Below are 18603 nucleotides of genomic sequence, written 5' to 3'. Positions count from 1 at the left end.
TCCCGGAGGCTTTTATTTAAGAACGATGTTTTTGATAAGTAAGAGGTTTTGTCAACGATTGTATCTTCCTGTACGTTTCATTTGTTAGAGCAGGAGCAGTCCTGTATGTCAGGCTGTCAGCCAATTGGCCAGTCGTCCGGGCGCCAAAAACGGCGGAGGCCACTGCAGGGTGGTGGAGGACATACTGAAGGGCGAGCGCTTCAGCGTTTTTATCTGAATCTGTAAAGGAAGGCCACTCTTCAGCGATGGCGAGCACTTCATCCCTGCTGTATTCCAAATACCCGTCTTCTGCTTTCGAGGCGGCTTTCTCACGCTCTTGGCTTGAGAGCATGCCTTTGGCTAATGGACCGCGGGCTAATACGCTGATGTCATGTTCAGCAAGATAATCGAGAAGCTCCTCCGGGCGCCTGTCCAAGGCGTTGTACTGCATCATTATGCTTACGATATTCGACTTTTCCACGTATTGTTTGATGACATTCGGGCGGATGGATGATATTCCGTAGGCGCGTACCAATCCTTCGTCGACGAGTTCATCAAAAGCCTGAATACTTTCATCTACAGGGTCTTCAATCGTCCCCCCGTGAAGCTGATATAAATCGATATAATCCACACCAAGCCGTTTCAGACTGCTCTTCACCCCTTCTTTGATGTGTTTTTTAGAAGGGTCCCATGTCCAGCCTTCTTCACCGGGGGTGAATTTATTACCGACCTTTGAACCAATGATCACGTCATCCCGGCGGCCTTTAACCGCCTGACCTACGATTTCTTCATTTTGTCCGTAGTCGTACAAGTCAGCGGTGTCCAGATAATTAATGCCGGAGTCCAGAGCCTCGTGGACGATGTTTTCTGCTTTAGCGTAGTCGGTTCCGAGGGACATGCATCCCAGCCCGATTTCTGATACGTATAAATCTGAATTTCCAAGGCGTCGTTTCTTCATATAATCATCCTTTCCTGTATAGTTTATCGTAATATTCATTGTAGACGCTACTCCTGTGATAGAATGGCGGTAGATAATCAGAGAGGATGAAAACGATGAAAAAATTCGAAGAGAAAACCTACCAGACCGAAACTATCTATACAGGTAAAATTGTCCAGCTTGATGTAGACAGTGTTACTTTACCCGATGGTCATACATCTAAACGGGAGCTCATCAGACATCCGGGAGCAGTAGCTGTTATCGCGACGACCCAAGAAGGGAAACTCGTCCTTGTGGAACAGTATCGAAAAGCGATGGAGAAAAGCATCGTTGAAATTCCTGCCGGCAAACTGGAACCGGGAGAGGAACCGAAAGCATGCGCCATGAGAGAGCTTGAGGAGGAAACCGGTTATACAACCGAAGATTTGGAACTGGTCACCTCCTTCTACACATCCCCGGGTTTTGCAGATGAGCTCGTCTATGTTTATTTCACAGATCATATCAAGCCGATGGATATCCAGCCGGACGGGGATGAAGACGAATTTGTAGAAGTGATGGAATTGACTTTGGACGAAGCCGTCCAGCTGGAGAAGGACCACCGAATTCATGATGCGAAAACAGCCTACGCCCTCCTATATCTGCAGCTGAAGCAGAAATGAAGGATTACTTCGCAGATTTACATATCCATATCGGGCGCGACTGGAACGGCGGTCCTGTGAAAATTACCGGATCCAAGAAGCTTACCCTGACGAGCGTGGTTGAAGAAGCTTCCCATTCCAAAGGACTGGATATAGTAGGAGTTATTGATGCCCAGTCTCCTGCTGTCCAGGATGAAATTCAATCCCATTTAATGAACGGTCAAGCAGTTGAGCTTCAGGATGGGGGCATTCAATACAAGCATACGGTTTTGATTCTTGGAGCAGAAATTGAAGTATATGATGCTTCTTGTTCAGGTCCTGTGCATCTGCTCTGTTATTTTCCGTATTTGAGGGACATGGTTCGTTTTTCAAGCTGGCTTTCCAACAAAATGAAAAATATCTCCCTGAGCTCCCAGCGTTTCTACGGTACAGCCCGTGAGCTCCAGTCGTATGTCAGGGAGCATGGAGGGCTGTTTATCCCAGCCCATATCTTCACCCCATTTAAAAGTCTCTATGGCAGGGGAGTGCGTACGTCATTAATAGAAGTATTGGACAGTACCGCCATTGATGCTGTAGAACTTGGGTTGAGTGCGGATACGGAGATGGCTTCGCATATCTATGAACTTCAGCCTTATACGTATGTAACCAATTCAGACGCCCATTCTACGGCCAATATGGCAAGGGAATACCAAACCATCCAGATGGAAACCCCTTCATTTGAAGAACTGCGTCTGGCTCTGCACAACATTAGAGGGAGGAAAGTGAAGGCCAATTATGGTATGGATCCGAGAATGGGCAAATACTTTCAGACGGTGTGTGCCGCCTGTCTGCAGCAACAGTCTGCCAGTCAGGAAAGCCGCTGCCCTTCCTGCGGGAAAGGGAAATGGGTCAAAGGGGTGTCCGATCGAATCCATGAGTTGTCAGACAAGCGTCAGGAGCGGGAAAGGCCGCCATATGTTCCACAGGTGCCGCTCCATACCCTTCCAGGAATCGGCCCGAAAACCTATCAAAAGCTGATAGAAGCGTTCCAAAATGAGATGAATATCATTCATCATACAGCAGAACAGGACCTGGGCGGTATTCTGCCCGAATCAACCATTCAAAAAATTATGGACATGAGGCAGGGACGGCTTTCTATCACCAAAGGAGGGGGAGGGAAGTACGGGAGGATCCGCTAGCTTTTTCAGGTCTACTTTTTCACCTTTTCTCATAGATTGGTCATAGACCAGGTAGGAGAAAGGATGAGGGATAATGCACCAGGGCATGCGGATGGTTAAAAATGATGTACAGTCGCATATGAATATTTTCGTATTCATTTTTGTGTTGTTTCTTATGGGGATCATTTTCGGGGCTGTCATCGTAAATAGTATGAACTTTGTACAAAAACAAGATCTCTTTTTCTATTTGAAGCAGTTTTTTGAGCAGCAGGCTTCTTCTCCTGGAACGGGGAAAGCTGTTTTATGGAAGGACAGTGTCCTTTACCATGTGAAGTATATGCTGCTGTTGTTTTTGCTGGGCATTTCCGTCATCGGTATGCCTGTCATTACTGTGCTGCTATTTATTAAAGGACTGGTGCTCGGCTTTTCCGTCGGCTTTCTTGTCAACCAGATGGGATGGTACGGTCTGCTGATTTCCACCGTTTCCATAGCACCTCAGAATTTGATTATCATTCCCGTTTACCTGATTGCCGGCTCTCTTGCCTTGATATTCTCACTTACCCTCTGTAAGCAGCTTTTTATAAGAAGGGTGCACCAGCCTCTGATGAAGGGATTCGTCCGGTACAGTGGATTGTTCGGCGCATTGATGGCTGTGTTGATGGTATCTTCCGTCGTTGAGGTTTTTATTTCGAATTCCATTTTGGAACTGGTTTTAAAGTGGCTTTACGAATGAATGAATCCATTGCTAGATAATAACGATTATCATTAACAGATTAAAATGATTATAATTTGACACTCGTTCTGTCTCTGATTATAATGAGAATGGTAAGACGAGGGAGGGACGAACGATATGGAACATCGTATTGAAAAGATAAAGAAGCAGCTGCATTCCCAAAGTTATAAGCTTACACCACAGCGGGAAGCAACTGTACGGGTTTTACTGGAAAACGAAGAAGATCATTTAAGTGCGGAAGATGTTTACCTCCTCGTAAAAGAGAAAGCACCTGAAATTGGTCTTGCTACCGTATATCGTACACTTGAACTTTTATCAGAATTGAAAGTTGTCGACAAAATCAATTTTGGAGACGGCGTTTCCCGTTATGATCTTAGGAAAGAAGGGGCCGAACATTTCCACCACCATCTCGTCTGCATCGAATGTGGATCCGTGGAGGAAATTGAGGAAGACCTTCTACTTGATGTTGAAAAAATAGTTGAAAGTCAGTGGGGATTTGAAGTGAAGGATCATCGTTTGACCTTTCACGGCATCTGCCGGGTCTGTCAAAAGCAGGCGGTCGCTGCTTCATCTGCGGAAGAAAATAAAAAGTGAACGCCGGAGGCCGCTATGCAGAATCATAGTGGCTTTTTTTATAGAGGGACCGGGCAGATGTTAAGCATCTGCTCGTTTTTATTTACAAATGAAGAAAAATCGTGTACGTTAATGCTAGATGGACTTGTGTTCTAGATACGGATTCTTTCACCTCCGCCGCGTATATTTTGAGCCGTTTCCGGCATATCCTTGAATAAAGGACAGCGGTGGGGGTGATGGAGTGGGCCGGCTTCGGCATAGTTTAAGAGATTTAGTCAAAGTCCTCTTAGTTTTTACTGTCTGCACGTTCGTATTTTATATGGCATTGAGAATGGTTCATGGAGAATACGAAAGGCAGCATCGATATGATCCTCCAGGAGGATCAGCCGTGAAGGTGTCCAGTTCTCAAGATTCTGATTGGGCCGATCGTCTATCGATATTTTTTCGATTAGGAGAGTAGGTGGAAGATGCAGTATGCTCTTGAAGATTTTTATCACTATTTAACGGTGGAGCGTGGACTTTCACCTAACACAATACAATCCTATAAAAGGGATCTTACGCAGTACACGGCGTTTATGCAGGAAAAAGAACAGATCAAATCGTGGGATGTGGTGACGAGGGCACATATTATGCAATACCTCCACCACTTGAATGATCAGGGGAGATCTCCGGCTACAACGGCACGTTTCCTGTCTTCCATCCGTCTTTTTCATCAGTTTTTGATCAGGGAGAAAAAGACAGAGCATGACCCGAGCCTACATATAGAAACACCGAAAAAGGAACGCCGGCTTCCTAAAGTTCTATCCTCGGATGACGTGGATAAACTTTTGAACATCCATGCCAGGGATCCACTTTCCTCCAGGAATAAAGCCATGTTTGAAATGCTTTATGCCACAGGCCTCCGTGTAACGGAACTGGTGTCTCTGAAGGTCAGTGACCTCCATTTGACGATGGGATTTGTCCGCTGCCTTGGCAAAGGGTCCAAAGAACGGATCATCCCACTTGGGGATATGGCGAAGGAAGCCGTGGAAAATTATTTGGATACAGGCCGCGGGGCGCTGGTCAAACAGAAAAACACGGAAGAATTATTTGTGAATCATCATGGAAATAAGCTGTCCAGACAAGGTTTTTGGAAGATTCTGAAAGCGGTTGCTCGGGAGATGGGGGTGGAGAAAGAACTGACTCCACACACGCTCCGCCATTCGTTTGCCACTCATCTGCTTGAGAATGGAGCGGATTTAAGAGCGGTACAGGAGATGCTGGGACATGCGGATATTTCCACCACACAGATTTACACGCACGTCTCAAAAACAAGGTTGAAAGATGTTTACCGCTCGTATCATCCGCGAGCGTAAACTTTTTTTGCTTTACAGATGTCTGACATCCTACATCTCTGGAAAAAGGGTAGTTTCAGACGAATTTGGGAAATTAAAAAACAGGAGGGATCGTTGATGAATTCATTTAAACGCGTATTTTTGATTGTAATGGACTCTGTAGGGATCGGGGAAGCCCCGGATGCAGAAAAGTTTGGTGATAAGGGAGCAGATACGCTCGGCCATATCGCCGACCACATGAACGGCTTGAACATGCCGCATATGGGAGAGCTCGGATTGAGCAACATCAGAAGGATTCAGGGAATTGAACAAGCTTCTGCACCTAAAGCGCATTATACGACTATGGTGGAGGCCTCCAATGGGAAGGATACGATGACCGGTCACTGGGAGATTATGGGGCTGTACATCGACCAGCCGTTCCGCACCTTCCCCGATGGTTTTCCTGACGAACTGCTGGATCAAATCAAGGAAAAGACAGGTAGAGGCATCGTGGGAAATAAGCCGGCCTCAGGAACAGAAATCATTAAAGAGCTTGGCGAACACCATATGGAAACCGGGGATTTAATTATTTATACTTCGGCTGATTCTGTTCTTCAAATTGCTGCCCATGAAGATGTTGTTCCACCCGAAGAACTGTTTGAAATCTGTGAATTCTGCAGGGAGATTACCAAGGATGAAAAGTATATGGTCGGCCGCGTGATTGCCCGGCCGTTTGTTGGTGAGCCCGGCGCTTTTGAACGGACGTCCAACCGTCACGATTATGCTTTGAAACCATTCGGTCGCACAGTCATGAACGAAATGGCAGATGCAGGTCTTGACGTTGTAGCCCTTGGTAAAATTTCCGACATCTATGATGGAGAAGGTGTGACAGAAGCGGTTCGAACGAAGGACAACATGGACGGAATGGACCAGTTAGTGAAATCCATGGATAAAGATTTCCGAGGCATGAGCTTTTTGAACCTCGTTGATTTTGATGCCAAGTACGGCCACCGTCGTGATCCTCAAGGATATGGGGAAGCTTTGGAAGCTTATGATGAGCGCCTTCCAGAAGTATTGGAAAAGATGGAAGACGATGATTTGTTAATCATTACTGCTGATCACGGCAATGACCCGGTCCACCATGGTACAGATCACACGCGTGAACTCGTTCCCCTTGTCGTTTACCATAAAGGAATCGATCAAGGGAAAGAACTGGAGCAGCGCCGGACGTTCGCAGATATCGGGGCCACAATTTCCGATAACTTCGACATTCAAATGCCTGAGCATGGACAGAGTTTCTTAAAGGATATCCAATAGGAGGGGTATGATTATGAATCAATCGCAAGTGAAAGAAGCATCTCAATTTATTAAACAGCAGCTCACCGGACAGCCTGGGGTAGGTCTGATTTTAGGATCCGGCCTGGGGGTTTTAGCGGAAGAAATCCAAAACCCTACAGCCATCCCTTATTCCGAAATTCCTCATTTTCCAGAATCAACGGTTTCGGGTCATAAAGGGCAGCTCGTCATCGGAGAGCTTGAAGGACAGCAGGTCATTGCCATGCAGGGCCGCTTCCACTATTACGAAGGCTATACAATGAAGCAGGTTACCTTCCCTGTACGCGTGATGAAGGAGCTTGGTGTTGACACTCTATTCGTCACAAATGCTGCCGGCGGCATCAATACTTCCTTTGAGCCTGGAAACTTGATGGTGATTACCGATCATATCAATAACATGGGTGACAGCCCGTTGATTGGACCGAATGATGATGAACTGGGAGCTCGTTTCCCGGACATGTCTGAAGCTTATGACCGGGAGCTGGTTGCTCATGCAGAAAAAGCTGCAGAGAAGTTAAACCTTGGCATCCAAAAAGGTGTGTACGTCGGTAACACGGGTCCTGCCTATGAAACGGGAGCGGAGATCCGTATGCTTCGTACACTTGGCGGAGATGCTGTAGGAATGTCCACGGTTCCGGAGGTCATGGTTGCCAACCACGCAGGTATGAAAGTTCTCGGCATTTCCTGCATTTCAAACATGGCTGCTGGTATTCTTGACCAGCCGCTTACCCATGATGAAGTGATTGAAACGACAGCACAGGTTCGTGAAGATTTTCTCGGTTTCGTTAAGGAACTGCTCCGTACACTTTCTGTTTGACGCGTTTGGAATGAAGCAGCCTAAGGTGGTGGCTGTTCAGTCACCGCCTGAAATTCTTAGTAAAAGCAAAGGGTGATAGGATATGAGAATGTATGATGTAATTGTTAAAAAGCGTGACGGCGGGGAACTTACAAAGGAAGAAATACAGTTTTTCGTGGAAGGGTATACAAAAGGAGACATTCCTGATTACCAGGCATCCGCCCTTACGATGGCCATCTATTTCCAGGGGATGACACAGGAAGAAACGGCAACGTTGACGAAAGCGATGGTGGACTCTGGTGAAACGATCGACCTTTCGGAAATTGATGGGAAAAAAGTGGATAAGCACTCGACAGGCGGTGTTGGTGACAAAGTCACCTTTATTGTAGGGCCTCTCGTTGCATCCATTGGTATTCCAGTTGCGAAAATGTCCGGGCGCGGCCTTGGTCATACAGGCGGGACACTGGACAAGCTGGAATCTGTTAAAGGCCTTGAAATTGAGATGAGCAAAGAGAAGTTCATCGAGAATGTCAACAAATTCAAGCTCGCGGTTGCAGGACAGACGGGCAATCTGGCACCAGCTGATAAGAAGCTTTATGCACTGAGGGACGTAACTGGAACGGTCAACTCCCTGCCTCTCATCGCCGGTTCGATTATGAGTAAGAAGATTGCATCCGGGGCAGACAGCATCGTTTTGGATGTAAAAACAGGAACGGGTGCCTTCATGAAGACACTGGAGGATTCCGAAGCTCTTGCGCGTGAAATGGTGAATATCGGTAATAACCTGGGAAGAAAAACCGTAGCAGTGATCAGTGACATGAATCAGCCGCTCGGTTATGAAGTTGGAAATGCGAACGAGATTAAGGAAGCGGCGGAAATTTTACAGGGAAGCCCTGTGGAAGACCTTCGTACACTATCCTTGGAAATCGCTTCCCATATGGCTGTCCTGGCTGAAAAATTCCCTAGTTACGAGGATGCATATGAAGCGTTGGAAGCCAATATTGAAAACGGCAAGGCGTTCCAATCCCTGCGCAACCTTATTGAAGCACAGGGGGGAGATGTATCTATGATCGACGACCTCTCCAAACTTCCGCAGGCGAAGTATCAAGTAGAAGTGAAAGCAGACAAAGATGGATTCGTCTCAGCTATTGACGCCGAATCCATTGGCGTCGCCGCTATGTACCTCGGTGCAGGTCGTGCGACAAAGGATGATGAAATCAACCATGGCGTCGGGATTACGATGAAGAAAAAGATCGGAGATTCGGTAAAAGCCGGAGAACCTCTCGTCGTTCTTCTAAGTGATGATGAACAGCCGGAAGATTCGATCCAGAAGGTGCAGCAGGCGTATACAATTTCAAACGAAAAGGTGGAAAAACCTACGTTGATCCACAACATCATTAAATAAACCGGAAGACGGAGTCCTTAGGGCTCCGTCTTTTTTTATGGTGATGATTATAAAAACATGCGGCAAAGAGATTTGTATAGAAGATCATGGAAAGGGAAAGCTAGGGACACTTACAGCTATATGGGAGGTTTAGGGAATGAGAAAATTAATAGGTGTCATCCTGGCTATGTGTTTATCCGCCGCTGTCCTTCCAGCGGGCATATCAGCGGAGGAAAAGGCGTCATTGGATATTGTGAACTCAGCAAAATCAGCTGTGCTGATGGAAAAAAACAGCGGGCGGACACTTTTTGATAAGGATGCAGATAAAAAGCTGCCTCCAGCAAGCATGACAAAGGTCATGACGCTTTTATTGATCATGGAGGAACTGGAAAAGGGCGGAATCACGTTGGACGAAATGGTCCGCGTCAGTGAACATGCTGCTTCCATGGGAGGGTCGCAGATTTTCCTTGAAGCGGGTGAGGAGATGACAGTGGAAGACCTTCTTAAAGGGATCGCCGTAGCTTCAGGTAATGATGCCAGCGTAGCAATGGCTGAACGAATTGCGGGTAGTGAAAAAGAATTTGTAGCGATGATGAACGAAAAAGCAGAGGCGCTCGGTTTAAAAAACACCCATTTTGAAAATCCGACGGGACTCCCGGCTGAAAACCACCTGAGTACCGCCCGTGATATGGCTATTATGGCCCGTGAATTACTTCTGCATGATGAAGTAACCACCTATACAAAAATTTATGATGATTATTTGCGTAAAGGACAGGATAATGAATTTTGGCTGGTGAATACGAACAAGCTCATCAAAACCTATCCCGGGATGGATGGTTTGAAAACAGGCTACACGTCCGAAGCAAAATACTGCCTGACCGCATCCGCCCAGCGGAATGATATGCATATGATTGCGGTCGTGATGGGGGCGGCCACTCCGAAAGAACGCAATGCGGATGTCTCCAGTCTGCTGGACTATGGCTTTTCCCAGTTTGAAGGTGTCAAACTTTATTCCAAGGACGATCCCATGACAACGTTGAACCTGACAAGGGGAGAGCCTCGTCAAGCGGTATTGAAACCGGAAAAAGATGTTGTTGTCCTGAAGAAGAAAAATGATAAAAAGACGGATTATGAAACAGAGTTGAAGATCGACGACAGTCGAAGTCTTCCCTATGAAAAAGGGGCGCACATGGGATGGATCGTTGTAAAAAATGATGGTGAGGAAGTCGCTAAAGTACGTCTGGAGACTTCAGAGCCAGTGGAAGAAGCAGGGTTTTTCCAGTTGTGGGAACGGTCCTGGAGGAATTTGACGAGCTTTCAGAGGTTTTAGCACTTTCCCACTAGTATTGTTCCAGGGCAGGAAATGACTCAGAAAAGGACGAAAAGACTTAGGGACTCTTAAATGTCAGAGGAGGAATTCACTTGAGTCTTCAAAGTCAATTCGCTGTCAGGGAAAATGTTTTAATCGTACGTTTAAATGGGGAACTCGATCATCATGAGACAGGATACTTGAGGGAAGCCTGGCAGAAACATCTGGAAAATGAAGCGGTAGAACATGTGATCGTCAATTTAGAAAAACTTTCCTTTATGGACAGTTCCGGCCTTGGTGTCATGCTTGGTCGTTATAAAGAAGTACAGGCTAAAGGGAATGTTATGGTCGTTTGTTCCGTATCCCCTGAAGTTACACGCTTGTTTGACATGTCCGGTCTATTCAAAATAATACAGCTGATGGAAAACGAAGCCGTTGCACTGGAAAGTCTGGGGGTGGCATCATGCGGAATGAAATGACCCTTGAGTTTCTAAGTATCAGCGCCAACGAATCTCTGGCCAGGGTTTCCGTCGCTTCCTTCATCAGTCAGCTCAACCCGACGATGGAGGAACTGACGGATATTAAAACCGTTGTATCCGAAGCGGTTACCAATGCAATTATTCATGGCTATGAAGAAAAGAATGACGAAAAAATTGTTCTTACCTGTGCCATTGATGGTGAAGAAATCGAATTGATTATTAAGGACCATGGAAGCGGTATTGATAATATCGATCTTGCCAAGGAGCCCTTATATACCTCCAAGCCGGAATGGGAGCGTTCCGGTATGGGATTTACAATTATGGAGAACTTTATGGATCAAGTGGATATCACATCTGAGCCCGGGGTCGGGACGACCATCCGTATGACCAAGCAGCTGACGTCCACCCGTGCGCTCTGTAATTGAGGCTGCGCCTATGGGAGATGCCACTAAAGAACGTCTGTCGGATAAAGATGTAAAGGCATTGATTAAGAAAAGTCAGGCAGGAGATCAAAAGGCCAGGGATTTTCTTGTTGAAAAGAATACCAGGCTTGTTTGGTCGGTTGTACAACGCTATCTGCGCCGGGGGTATGACCAGGATGATCTTTATCAAATCGGCTGCATCGGTCTTTTGAAGTCCATTGACAAATTTGATCTTAGTTATGATGTGCGTTTTTCTACGTACGCCGTTCCTATGATTATTGGTGAAATTCAACGGTTTATCAGGGATGACGGCAGTGTCAAGGTGAGCCGCAGCCTGAAGGAACTGAATCATAAAGTCCGGGCAAAAAAAGAAGAGCTTTTAAAGGAATATGGCCGGTCGCCAACCGTCAATGAACTGGCTGAGGCCCTCGGCATGTCCAAGGAGGAAATTGTCCAGGCAGAAGATGTCGGGCGGGCACCTCAGTCCATTTATGAAACCGTTTATGAAAATGAAGGAGATCCCATTACCCTTGTCGATCAGATCGCTGAGGAGGATGACAGCTGGTTTGATCAGCTTACACTGCAGGATGTGATGAGCCGGCTGGATAAACGAGAGCGTCTCATCATTTATCTCAGGTATTACAAAGACCAAACACAAACAGAAGTTGCTGAAAGGCTTGGAATATCACAGGTCCAGGTATCCCGGCTGGAGAAAAAGATTCTGGCGGATATGAAAGCTACCATGAATGATACGAGTTAAACGACTGCGCCTGCTGAAGGTGCAGTTTTTTTATTGGTCACATGCTGCAGGGAGAAGTGGATGGCGTATGTTTTTTGCTGCACCACGCATAATAAACGTATCTAACCATTACAGGGGGCGCAAAAGATGGCAGCACCTGTCTATATTCGTCTGAAGCAGTCCATTTACGTTCAACCTCAGGCTGAAATTCGTCTTAAGGATACGGCTGGAATCACAGGGGCTGAACAGCAGATCGCCCCTTTGAAGGAACTCGTTCTGCATGCCGTGACACCCGAGGACCAGAACATTGTCGTCATTGACGCGTTCATGATTGTGGAGCAGATCCTTCACCAACAGCCTGGTACAGAAGTCCAATTGATCGGACCATCCTGCTGTGTTGTCCATGTAGAGAAACACGGGAAGGAACCGAATCCCATACTGATCAGTGCTATTTGGATTTTATTATTTATCGGAGCAGCCATGGCCATTATGAATTTCCATTTCGATGTCAGCATGCAGTCTGTGCAGCAGAAGCTGCACCTGATGCTGACAGGCCGGGAAGCCGAATATCCATTATGGATACAAATTCCTTATTCGATCGGACTGGGAATCGGTATGATCTTATTTTTTAACCATTGGTTCCAGAAAAGGTTCAATGAAGAACCAAGTCCCATGGAAGTGGAGATCTTTAACTACCAGGAGGATCTGGATCATTATGTAGCCATTAAAGAAAATAAGGTGGAAAAAAAGGATGTGGATCGTTGAAATCTTAATCGGATTGGCTTCAGGGATTGCCGTCGGAACAGGATTTGTAGCATTCCTGACTGTTCTTGGCATTGTACCACGGCTCATGCAGTTAAGTCATTCGGAATCAAAATTGAGGCATTACGAATGGGCGGTCATCACCGGTGTGTTTTTCGGGATATATTTGTCATTTGGCAGCTTTCCTCTTCAGATGACATGGTGGGGTCTCGGCGTGTGGGGACTGTTTCATGGCATCTTCATTGGCATGCTTGCAGCGGCTCTCACAGAAGTATTGAACGTTTTTCCGCTGCTTTTTAAAAGGATAGGAGTCGATGGTTATCTCTTTACGCTATTAATGGCGCTGGTACTTGGGAAAATCGCAGGTTCGCTGTTTCAATGGATCATTTTTGTCAGATAATCCGCAAATTGGAGGGATATGAATGGATAAGCAGCCTTTGAATGAGCAGAATTTTGAAAATGCCGTTAAATCCTATCAACCGAAGCCGTCTTATGTAATGAACTGCATAAAAGCATTCATCGTAGGCGGCCTCATCTGTGTGTTTGGAGAATTGTTATCACAAATGTATATACATTGGTTTGACTACAATGAGGAAAATGCAATGAACCCTACCGTGGCCACCCTTATTCTCTTGGCGGCGCTCGCGACAGGTTTTGGTGTTTACGACAAGCTGGGGCAGTTTGCCGGGGCTGGATCGGCAGTGCCGGTGACTGGTTTTGCCAACTCGATTACGAGTGCGGCTCTTGAACATAAATCGGAAGGCCTTGTTCTCGGGGTGGCGACCAACCTGTTTAAACTTGCCGGGTCGGTCATTGTCTTCGGTGTAGTGGCTGCTTATGTTCTGGGGATTTTTCGATATCTTTGGTCACTTATATTCTAGGAGGAAACAGGAATGGGTAAAGCTGGAAAGCATACATGGACATTTTCTAATCAAGTTTATATACAGGCTTCAGGTACAGCTGTCGGACCGATGGAAGGGGAAGGACCTCTCGGGTCAACGTACGATGTGATTCATGAGGAACTCCATTGTGGAGAATCCAACTGGGAACTGGCGGAAAGGAAGTTGATGTTTGATGCGGTATACGCGTGTCTGCAAAAAGCAGGAGTCGATCAGTCCGCCATCGATCTGTTTCTTGCGGGTGATCTTCTCAATCAAAACGTGACCGGAAATTACGTGGCCCGCCAGCTTGGAATTCCCGTTCTCGGAATGTTCGGTGCCTGCTCGACGAGCATGGAGACCCTGGCCTCAGGCGCCGCTCTCGTCGACAGTGGGTTTGCAGATCAGGCTTTAGTAGCTGTCAGTTCTCATAATTGTACAGCCGAACGCCAATTCCGTTATCCGACGGAATATGGGGGGCAGAAGCCGAAAACAGCGACGTATACGGTAACCGGAAGCGGTGCCGCACTTCTTTCCAGGACCCCTTCTCCTGTTCAAGTTGAAGCGGCAACAATCGGAAGGGTGATGGATTATAACATCAAGGATCCTTTCGATATGGGATCCGCTATGGCTCCAGCGGCTTGGGATACGATTAAAACCCACCTGGAGGATATGGGGAGAATGCCTTCGGATTATGATGTGATAGCCACGGGGGATTTGTCATCTGTAGGTTCACCGATTTTCAGAGATATGATGAAACAGGATGGGTACGACCTTAGTGAAGTCCATAAAGACTGTGGCATGCTTGTCTATCACAGCGATCAGCCTGTATTTGCCGGGGGGAGCGGCTGTGCCTGTTCCGCTGTGGTTACGTATGGAAAACTGATACAGGATCTGATGGAAGGAAAATATAACAAGGTGCTCGTCGCAGCCACCGGAGCTTTGATGAGTCCGATGATGATTCAACAGAAGGAATCGATTCCAGGTATAGCGCATGCTGTCGTATTAAAGCGCGGGGAGGGAGCCTCATGACCTTTTTATGGGCTTTTATCGTAGGGGGAGGGATCTGTGTCATCGGTCAGATCCTGCTGGATGTATTCAAACTGACACCTGCGCACGTGATGTCCTCATTTGTTGTGGCGGGGGCGGTTCTCGACGCTTTCGACATTTATGATAAACTCATTGAGTTTGCAGGGGCTGGGGCTACGGTGCCGATTACAAGCTTTGGACATTCCCTTCTGCACGGAGCGATGGAACAGTCGGAAAAGCATGGGTTCATCGGGATAGCCGTCGGTATTTTCGAACTAACGTCTGCAGGAATTGCCTCTGCCATTTTGTTTGGCTTTATCGTTGCTGTGTTTTTTAAACCGAAAGGATAATGATGCCTCAAGGAGTGAAAGGAATGCCGGATCAAAAAGAAGCACCCATCGTTATGAAACTGGAACAAAATAGAAAAGCAATGAACGAGAGGATAGGGGTTGAACAATCCTTTGATCTTGGATTCCGCACCGTTCATATTCTTGGATCAGAAGTCAATGTGTATTATGTGACAGGTCTTGTAGAAACGCCCATCATAGTAGAAATTATGAGGCAGTTGTTTGAATTGAATGAAGGATCGGAAAAGGAGGATTCCGTCCGGTCGCGGATCAAGAACGATATTCCGCACCAGCAGGTGGAATCCTCTTCAGACATGAACCAGTGTATTACCCAATTGTTATCCGGGCTGATTATCATTTTTGTAGAAGGGGAGACGGAAGCGTTTATCGTGGATGTCCGTACCTACCCGGGCCGTACACCAGAAGAGCCGGATACAGAAAAAGTAATCCGTGGATCCAGGGATGGATTTACTGAAAATATTATTGAAAATACTGCTTTAACAAGGCGCAGAATCCGTGATGAACGTCTTCGTCATGAAATTCTCCAAGTAGGAGAAAGGTCAAAAACGGATATCTGTATTTCTTATATAAAGGATGTCGCAGATCCCGGGCTTGTGGACCTGATTAAGAGTGAAATTAAAAACATCGATATCGACGGACTGTCCATGGCAGATAAGACGGTTGAAGAATTCCTCGTCAAGCAGGGGAGGAACCCTTTTCCGCTTGTCCGCTATACAGAGAGACCGGATGTCGCATCGTCCCACTTGTTTGAAGGGCACGTCGTTATTATGGTGGACACCTCTCCGAGTGTGATCATTACGCCGACGACCTACTTTCATCATGTTCAACATGCGGAGGAATTCAGGCAGGCCCCGGCCGTAGGTACATTTGTCCGCTGGGTGCGGTTTTTTGGAATATTTTCATCCATATTTGTCCTGCCGCTCTGGATGCTTTTCGTGATGCAGCCGGATCTGCTTCCTCAGGCGCTGGCATTTATCGGTCCGAATGAAGAGACGGCCATACCGATCATTATTCAAATTCTACTTGCGGATCTCGGTCTTGAAATGCTTAGGATTGCCGCCATTCATACCCCGACACCGTTATCAACGGCAATGGGTCTGATTGCGGCCGTGTTGATTGGACAGATTGCTATTGACGTGGGGATGTTTGTCCCGGAGGTTATCCTTTATGTAGCCGTCGCGGCGATCGGGTCCTATTCCACACCCAGTTATGAATTGTCCGTCGCTAATAAGATGGCCCGTGTACTGTTTGTCATTTTAGTAGCCGCTTTTGGTATCAAAGGTTTAATGATCGGTTTCCTGGGTTTTGTTCTCCTGCTGGCTCATACGAAATCGCTGAACACGCCTTATCTCTGGCCTTTCCTGCCTTTCAATGCCAAAGCCGCGCTGCAGATTATACTGCGTCTCAGTATGCCGTCGCTCAAGGTACGGCCGAGTGTGGTCCATCCTCAAAATAATCAGCGGCAGAAATAATCATATTGCCGCTCATTCAGCAATGTGATAAATTATAGACAATTAAAAAAATGTCCTTTTCCAATAAAGGGCATTTTCTTTTTATTCCAAGTACATACGTTTGAACAAAAAAGGCGGGATGGTATGAATCACGAAGTAAATGAACAAGGGCAGCTTATGATTGCCGGAGTGCCGGCAAAAGAGCTCGCCCACCACTACGGCACGCCGTTATTTGTCTATGATGTCGACCGAATCCGTGCGAATGCGCAGGCATTTGTGCGCACATTCGAAGAATATAACGTTCCTGCCCAGGTCGCTTATGCCAGTAAAGCTTTTTCTTCCACAGCGATCCTTCAAGTCGCCCATCAGGAAGGGCTGAGCCTGGACGTCGTTTCACAGGGAGAGCTTCATACTGCTCTCGAAGCGGGTTTTCCAGTAGAAAAAATTCATATGCATGGAAACAATAAGAACATCCAGGAAATTGAGATGGCTGTGCGCTGCAGCATCGGATGCATTGTCGTCGATAACTTCTTTGAAATTGAACTGCTGAGCGCTGTATTGAAAGAACAAAATAAAACGATGGATGTGCTTCTTCGTGTTACACCAGGGATTGAAGCGCATACCCATGACTATATTCTGACAGGTCAGGAAGATTCCAAGTTCGGGTTTGACTTGAGCAGCGGCCAGGCCGAGGAGGCTTTTCTGAAAGTCAAGGAAGACCCGAATATACAGATGAAGGGGCTCCACTGCCACATCGGTTCCCAGATATTTGAAACGGATGGTTTTCAAATGGCTGCCCAGCGCCTATTCCGCACCCTTCATGAGTGGAAAGAGACCTATTACTATGAAGCTTCTGTCGTCAATCTTGGTGGAGGATTCGGAATTCAGTATACAGAAGAGGATCAGCCGCTTGAACTGGATCAGTACGCACACGCTCTTATTAAAGAGGTGAAAGCCTTATCCCGTCAGTTCGACTACCCGATGCCTGAGATCTGGATTGAACCCGGCCGGGCGATTGTGGGAGAAGCGGGTACGACCCTTTACACAGTAGGTTCTGTGAAAAACATTCCGGACGTGCGGACGTACATATCTGTTGATGGGGGGATGACGGATAATATCCGGCCTGCTCTGTATAATGCAAAATATGAAGCCGCCCTTACGGAAAAAATGAAGGAGCCGGCAGAAAATAAATATTCAATTGCCGGGAAGTGCTGTGAATCCGGAGATATGCTAATATGGGATGTGGCGCTTCCTGCTGTAGAGCATGGAGATACACTTGCAGTTTTCAGTACGGGAGCGTATGGTTATGCTATGGCAAGTAATTATAACCGCTTTCAGAAACCGGCAGTCGTGTTTGTGGAAAACGGGGAACATCAGCTGGTCGTCCAAAGAGAAAGTTATCAGGATATGACCAGACTTGATTTGTCATACGAGAAAGGAAAGGGGAAAGAGAAATGAAACAAGCAACGATTCAATTTGAAAACGGTGAAAAAATGGTGGCTGAGCTTTATGAGGAAGCTGCGCCGAATACGGTAGCCAATTTCGAGAAACTGGCCAACGATGAGTTTTATGACGGCCTGACTTTCCACCGTGTCATTCCTGACTTTGTCATTCAGGGAGGCTGCCCGAACGGAACAGGTACTGGTGGTCCTGGATATACAATTAAATGTGAAACAGAAGGAAACCCGCATAAGCATGAGCGCGGATCCTTGTCTATGGCCCATGCGGGCAAGGACACAGGAGGAAGTCAGTTCTTTGTCTGTCATTCTCCGCAGCCTCACCTTGATGGCCGTCATACGGTATTTGGAAAAGTCATTGAAGGTGTGGATATCGTTGACCGTGTACGTGTCGGTGACGTCATGCAGAAGGTAAGAGTAGAAGATAAATAAGGTATTGGATGAGCCGGCTTGAAAAGACAATGACCCATTGTTGGATCAGCGGCTCCTCTTTTTCTGTCCGGCCGGGAGGAAAAGAGCGGTTGCATCCGCTTATGAAATGAACGATGAGTCATTCATTGAAAGAGGGCGCGTTGAGGTGGACGGGCGTCCGCCTGTTTTCCAGCATAGGCGCGGTGTGGTATCATCTCTCGTCAAACCGTAGTATGTTGCGCTTGTGGAGACAGGGTTGAATATTTTCTCCTGTTGCTATATTCTTATTGAACGGGGATAAGAAATTCGTTCGACCGGGGGAAACAAGATGAAATGGAAAAACTGGACACTGTTTACCATTCTCGCTTTATTCAGCATTGGCTGGGGCCTGTTTTACTGGTTTGGCATTGTTATGTAAAAACGTTGAGTACGGCCTGACAGACAAGTGGACAA

22 protein-coding genes are annotated in these 18603 nt (G+C 46.8%); 21 read left to right on the top strand and 1 reads right to left on the bottom strand.

Annotation, left to right across the window (positions count from 1 at the left end):
- Window positions 1-16: 16 nt before the first annotated feature.
- Entirely contained in the window at window positions 17-937 is a 921-nt protein-coding gene (locus H615_RS0107070; protein ID WP_027954493.1) for an aldo/keto reductase, read from the bottom strand.
- Between the two features lie 95 nt (window positions 938-1032).
- Between H615_RS0107070 and H615_RS0107065 the strand changes: the two genes are divergently transcribed.
- From H615_RS0107065 to H615_RS0106970, 21 genes are all read left to right on the top strand, one after another.
- Window positions 1033-1575, top strand: coding sequence for an NUDIX hydrolase (locus H615_RS0107065; RefSeq protein WP_027954492.1), 543 nt, complete (start codon window positions 1033-1035; stop codon window positions 1573-1575).
- A complete protein-coding gene (locus tag H615_RS0107060) occupies window positions 1572-2732 on the top strand; it encodes an endonuclease Q family protein (RefSeq protein ID WP_027954491.1) in 1161 nt (386 codons plus the stop codon). The genes H615_RS0107065 and H615_RS0107060 overlap by 4 nt, the downstream gene beginning before the upstream one ends.
- Before the next feature lie 73 nt (window positions 2733-2805).
- A complete protein-coding gene (gene spoIIM / locus H615_RS0107055; protein ID WP_027954490.1) occupies window positions 2806-3444 on the top strand; it encodes a stage II sporulation protein M in 639 nt (212 codons plus the stop codon).
- 117 nt (window positions 3445-3561) lie between these two features.
- Window positions 3562-4038, top strand: a complete 477-nt coding sequence (gene fur / locus H615_RS0107050) for a ferric iron uptake transcriptional regulator (RefSeq protein WP_027954489.1) — start codon at window positions 3562-3564, stop codon at window positions 4036-4038.
- 220 nt (window positions 4039-4258) lie between these two features.
- Entirely contained in the window at window positions 4259-4477 is a 219-nt protein-coding gene (locus H615_RS22020) for a DUF4227 family protein (protein WP_084163029.1), read from the top strand.
- A gap of 7 nt (window positions 4478-4484) precedes the next feature.
- The gene (gene xerD, locus H615_RS0107045; protein ID WP_027954488.1) at window positions 4485-5372 is read left to right on the top strand and encodes a site-specific tyrosine recombinase XerD; all 888 of its coding nucleotides are present in this window, start codon (window positions 4485-4487) and stop codon (window positions 5370-5372) included.
- Between the two features lie 96 nt (window positions 5373-5468).
- Complete coding sequence (gene deoB / locus H615_RS0107040; protein ID WP_027954487.1) at window positions 5469-6647, top strand: phosphopentomutase; 1179 nt, start codon at window positions 5469-5471, stop codon at window positions 6645-6647.
- Between the two features lie 13 nt (window positions 6648-6660).
- A complete protein-coding gene (locus H615_RS0107035) occupies window positions 6661-7482 on the top strand; it encodes a purine-nucleoside phosphorylase (protein WP_027954486.1) in 822 nt (273 codons plus the stop codon).
- 82 nt (window positions 7483-7564) lie between these two features.
- The gene (locus tag H615_RS0107030) at window positions 7565-8866 is read left to right on the top strand and encodes a pyrimidine-nucleoside phosphorylase (RefSeq protein ID WP_027954485.1); all 1302 of its coding nucleotides are present in this window, start codon (window positions 7565-7567) and stop codon (window positions 8864-8866) included.
- Between the two features lie 136 nt (window positions 8867-9002).
- A complete protein-coding gene (locus H615_RS0107025; RefSeq protein WP_027954484.1) occupies window positions 9003-10175 on the top strand; it encodes a D-alanyl-D-alanine carboxypeptidase family protein in 1173 nt (390 codons plus the stop codon).
- A 92-nt stretch (window positions 10176-10267) separates the two neighbouring features.
- On the top strand, window positions 10268-10633 hold the full coding sequence (spoIIAA, locus tag H615_RS0107020; RefSeq protein WP_027954483.1) for an anti-sigma F factor antagonist: 366 nt from the start codon (window positions 10268-10270) through the stop codon (window positions 10631-10633).
- On the top strand, window positions 10618-11058 hold the full coding sequence (gene spoIIAB, locus H615_RS0107015; RefSeq protein WP_027954482.1) for an anti-sigma F factor: 441 nt from the start codon (window positions 10618-10620) through the stop codon (window positions 11056-11058). The genes spoIIAA and spoIIAB overlap by 16 nt, the downstream gene beginning before the upstream one ends.
- Window positions 11059-11068: 10 nt before the next feature.
- Window positions 11069-11815 carry an RNA polymerase sporulation sigma factor SigF gene (sigF, locus tag H615_RS0107010; protein WP_027954481.1) on the top strand — a complete coding sequence of 249 codons (747 nt, stop codon included), beginning with the start codon at window positions 11069-11071 and terminating at the stop codon, window positions 11813-11815.
- Window positions 11816-11941: 126 nt separating this feature from the next.
- Window positions 11942-12559, top strand: a complete 618-nt coding sequence (locus H615_RS0107005) for a stage V sporulation protein AA (RefSeq protein ID WP_027954480.1) — start codon at window positions 11942-11944, stop codon at window positions 12557-12559.
- On the top strand, window positions 12546-12956 hold the full coding sequence (locus tag H615_RS0107000; protein WP_027954479.1) for a stage V sporulation protein AB: 411 nt from the start codon (window positions 12546-12548) through the stop codon (window positions 12954-12956). The genes H615_RS0107005 and H615_RS0107000 overlap by 14 nt, the downstream gene beginning before the upstream one ends.
- Window positions 12957-12978: 22 nt before the next feature.
- Window positions 12979-13437 (top strand): stage V sporulation protein AC, encoded by a 459-nt coding sequence (spoVAC, locus tag H615_RS0106995; protein ID WP_027954478.1) that lies wholly within the window; start codon window positions 12979-12981, stop codon window positions 13435-13437.
- Between the two features lie 12 nt (window positions 13438-13449).
- Window positions 13450-14466: a stage V sporulation protein AD gene (spoVAD, locus tag H615_RS0106990; protein WP_027954477.1), complete on the top strand. Its 1017-nt coding sequence runs from the start codon at window positions 13450-13452 to the stop codon at window positions 14464-14466.
- Window positions 14463-14813, top strand: coding sequence for a stage V sporulation protein AE (spoVAE, locus tag H615_RS0106985; protein ID WP_027954476.1), 351 nt, complete (start codon window positions 14463-14465; stop codon window positions 14811-14813). Before spoVAD ends, spoVAE begins: the two co-directional genes overlap by 4 nt.
- A 23-nt stretch (window positions 14814-14836) precedes the next feature.
- Entirely contained in the window at window positions 14837-16303 is a 1467-nt protein-coding gene (locus H615_RS0106980) for a spore germination protein (protein WP_027954475.1), read from the top strand.
- A 123-nt stretch (window positions 16304-16426) separates the two neighbouring features.
- On the top strand, window positions 16427-17740 hold the full coding sequence (lysA, locus tag H615_RS0106975; protein WP_027954474.1) for a diaminopimelate decarboxylase: 1314 nt from the start codon (window positions 16427-16429) through the stop codon (window positions 17738-17740).
- On the top strand, window positions 17737-18171 hold the full coding sequence (locus H615_RS0106970) for a peptidylprolyl isomerase (RefSeq protein WP_027954473.1): 435 nt from the start codon (window positions 17737-17739) through the stop codon (window positions 18169-18171). The genes lysA and H615_RS0106970 overlap by 4 nt, the downstream gene beginning before the upstream one ends.
- Window positions 18172-18603: the final 432 nt, after the last annotated feature.

This window comes from Halobacillus kuroshimensis DSM 18393, assembly GCF_000425705.1.
GTDB classification, from domain to species: domain Bacteria; phylum Bacillota; class Bacilli; order Bacillales; family Halobacillaceae; genus Halobacillus; species Halobacillus kuroshimensis.
This window is presented reverse-complemented; position numbering and strand designations above follow the sequence as displayed.

Coding starts and splice junctions, on each gene's coding strand:
- H615_RS0107070 (WP_027954493.1), bottom strand. CDS start 937: ATGAAGAAACGACGCCTTGGAAATTCAGATTTATACGTATCAGAAATC.
- H615_RS0107065 (WP_027954492.1), top strand. CDS start 1,033: ATGAAAAAATTCGAAGAGAAAACCTACCAGACCGAAACTATCTATACA.
- H615_RS0107060 (WP_027954491.1), top strand. CDS start 1,572: ATGAAGGATTACTTCGCAGATTTACATATCCATATCGGGCGCGACTGG.
- spoIIM (WP_027954490.1), top strand. CDS start 2,806: ATGCACCAGGGCATGCGGATGGTTAAAAATGATGTACAGTCGCATATG.
- fur (WP_027954489.1), top strand. CDS start 3,562: ATGGAACATCGTATTGAAAAGATAAAGAAGCAGCTGCATTCCCAAAGT.
- xerD (WP_027954488.1), top strand. CDS start 4,485: ATGCAGTATGCTCTTGAAGATTTTTATCACTATTTAACGGTGGAGCGT.
- deoB (WP_027954487.1), top strand. CDS start 5,469: ATGAATTCATTTAAACGCGTATTTTTGATTGTAATGGACTCTGTAGGG.
- H615_RS0107035 (WP_027954486.1), top strand. CDS start 6,661: ATGAATCAATCGCAAGTGAAAGAAGCATCTCAATTTATTAAACAGCAG.
- H615_RS0107030 (WP_027954485.1), top strand. CDS start 7,565: ATGAGAATGTATGATGTAATTGTTAAAAAGCGTGACGGCGGGGAACTT.
- H615_RS0107025 (WP_027954484.1), top strand. CDS start 9,003: ATGAGAAAATTAATAGGTGTCATCCTGGCTATGTGTTTATCCGCCGCT.
- spoIIAB (WP_027954482.1), top strand. CDS start 10,618: ATGCGGAATGAAATGACCCTTGAGTTTCTAAGTATCAGCGCCAACGAA.
- sigF (WP_027954481.1), top strand. CDS start 11,069: ATGGGAGATGCCACTAAAGAACGTCTGTCGGATAAAGATGTAAAGGCA.
- H615_RS0107005 (WP_027954480.1), top strand. CDS start 11,942: ATGGCAGCACCTGTCTATATTCGTCTGAAGCAGTCCATTTACGTTCAA.
- H615_RS0107000 (WP_027954479.1), top strand. CDS start 12,546: ATGTGGATCGTTGAAATCTTAATCGGATTGGCTTCAGGGATTGCCGTC.
- spoVAC (WP_027954478.1), top strand. CDS start 12,979: ATGGATAAGCAGCCTTTGAATGAGCAGAATTTTGAAAATGCCGTTAAA.
- spoVAD (WP_027954477.1), top strand. CDS start 13,450: ATGGGTAAAGCTGGAAAGCATACATGGACATTTTCTAATCAAGTTTAT.
- spoVAE (WP_027954476.1), top strand. CDS start 14,463: ATGACCTTTTTATGGGCTTTTATCGTAGGGGGAGGGATCTGTGTCATC.
- H615_RS0106980 (WP_027954475.1), top strand. CDS start 14,837: ATGCCGGATCAAAAAGAAGCACCCATCGTTATGAAACTGGAACAAAAT.
- lysA (WP_027954474.1), top strand. CDS start 16,427: ATGAATCACGAAGTAAATGAACAAGGGCAGCTTATGATTGCCGGAGTG.
- H615_RS0106970 (WP_027954473.1), top strand. CDS start 17,737: ATGAAACAAGCAACGATTCAATTTGAAAACGGTGAAAAAATGGTGGCT.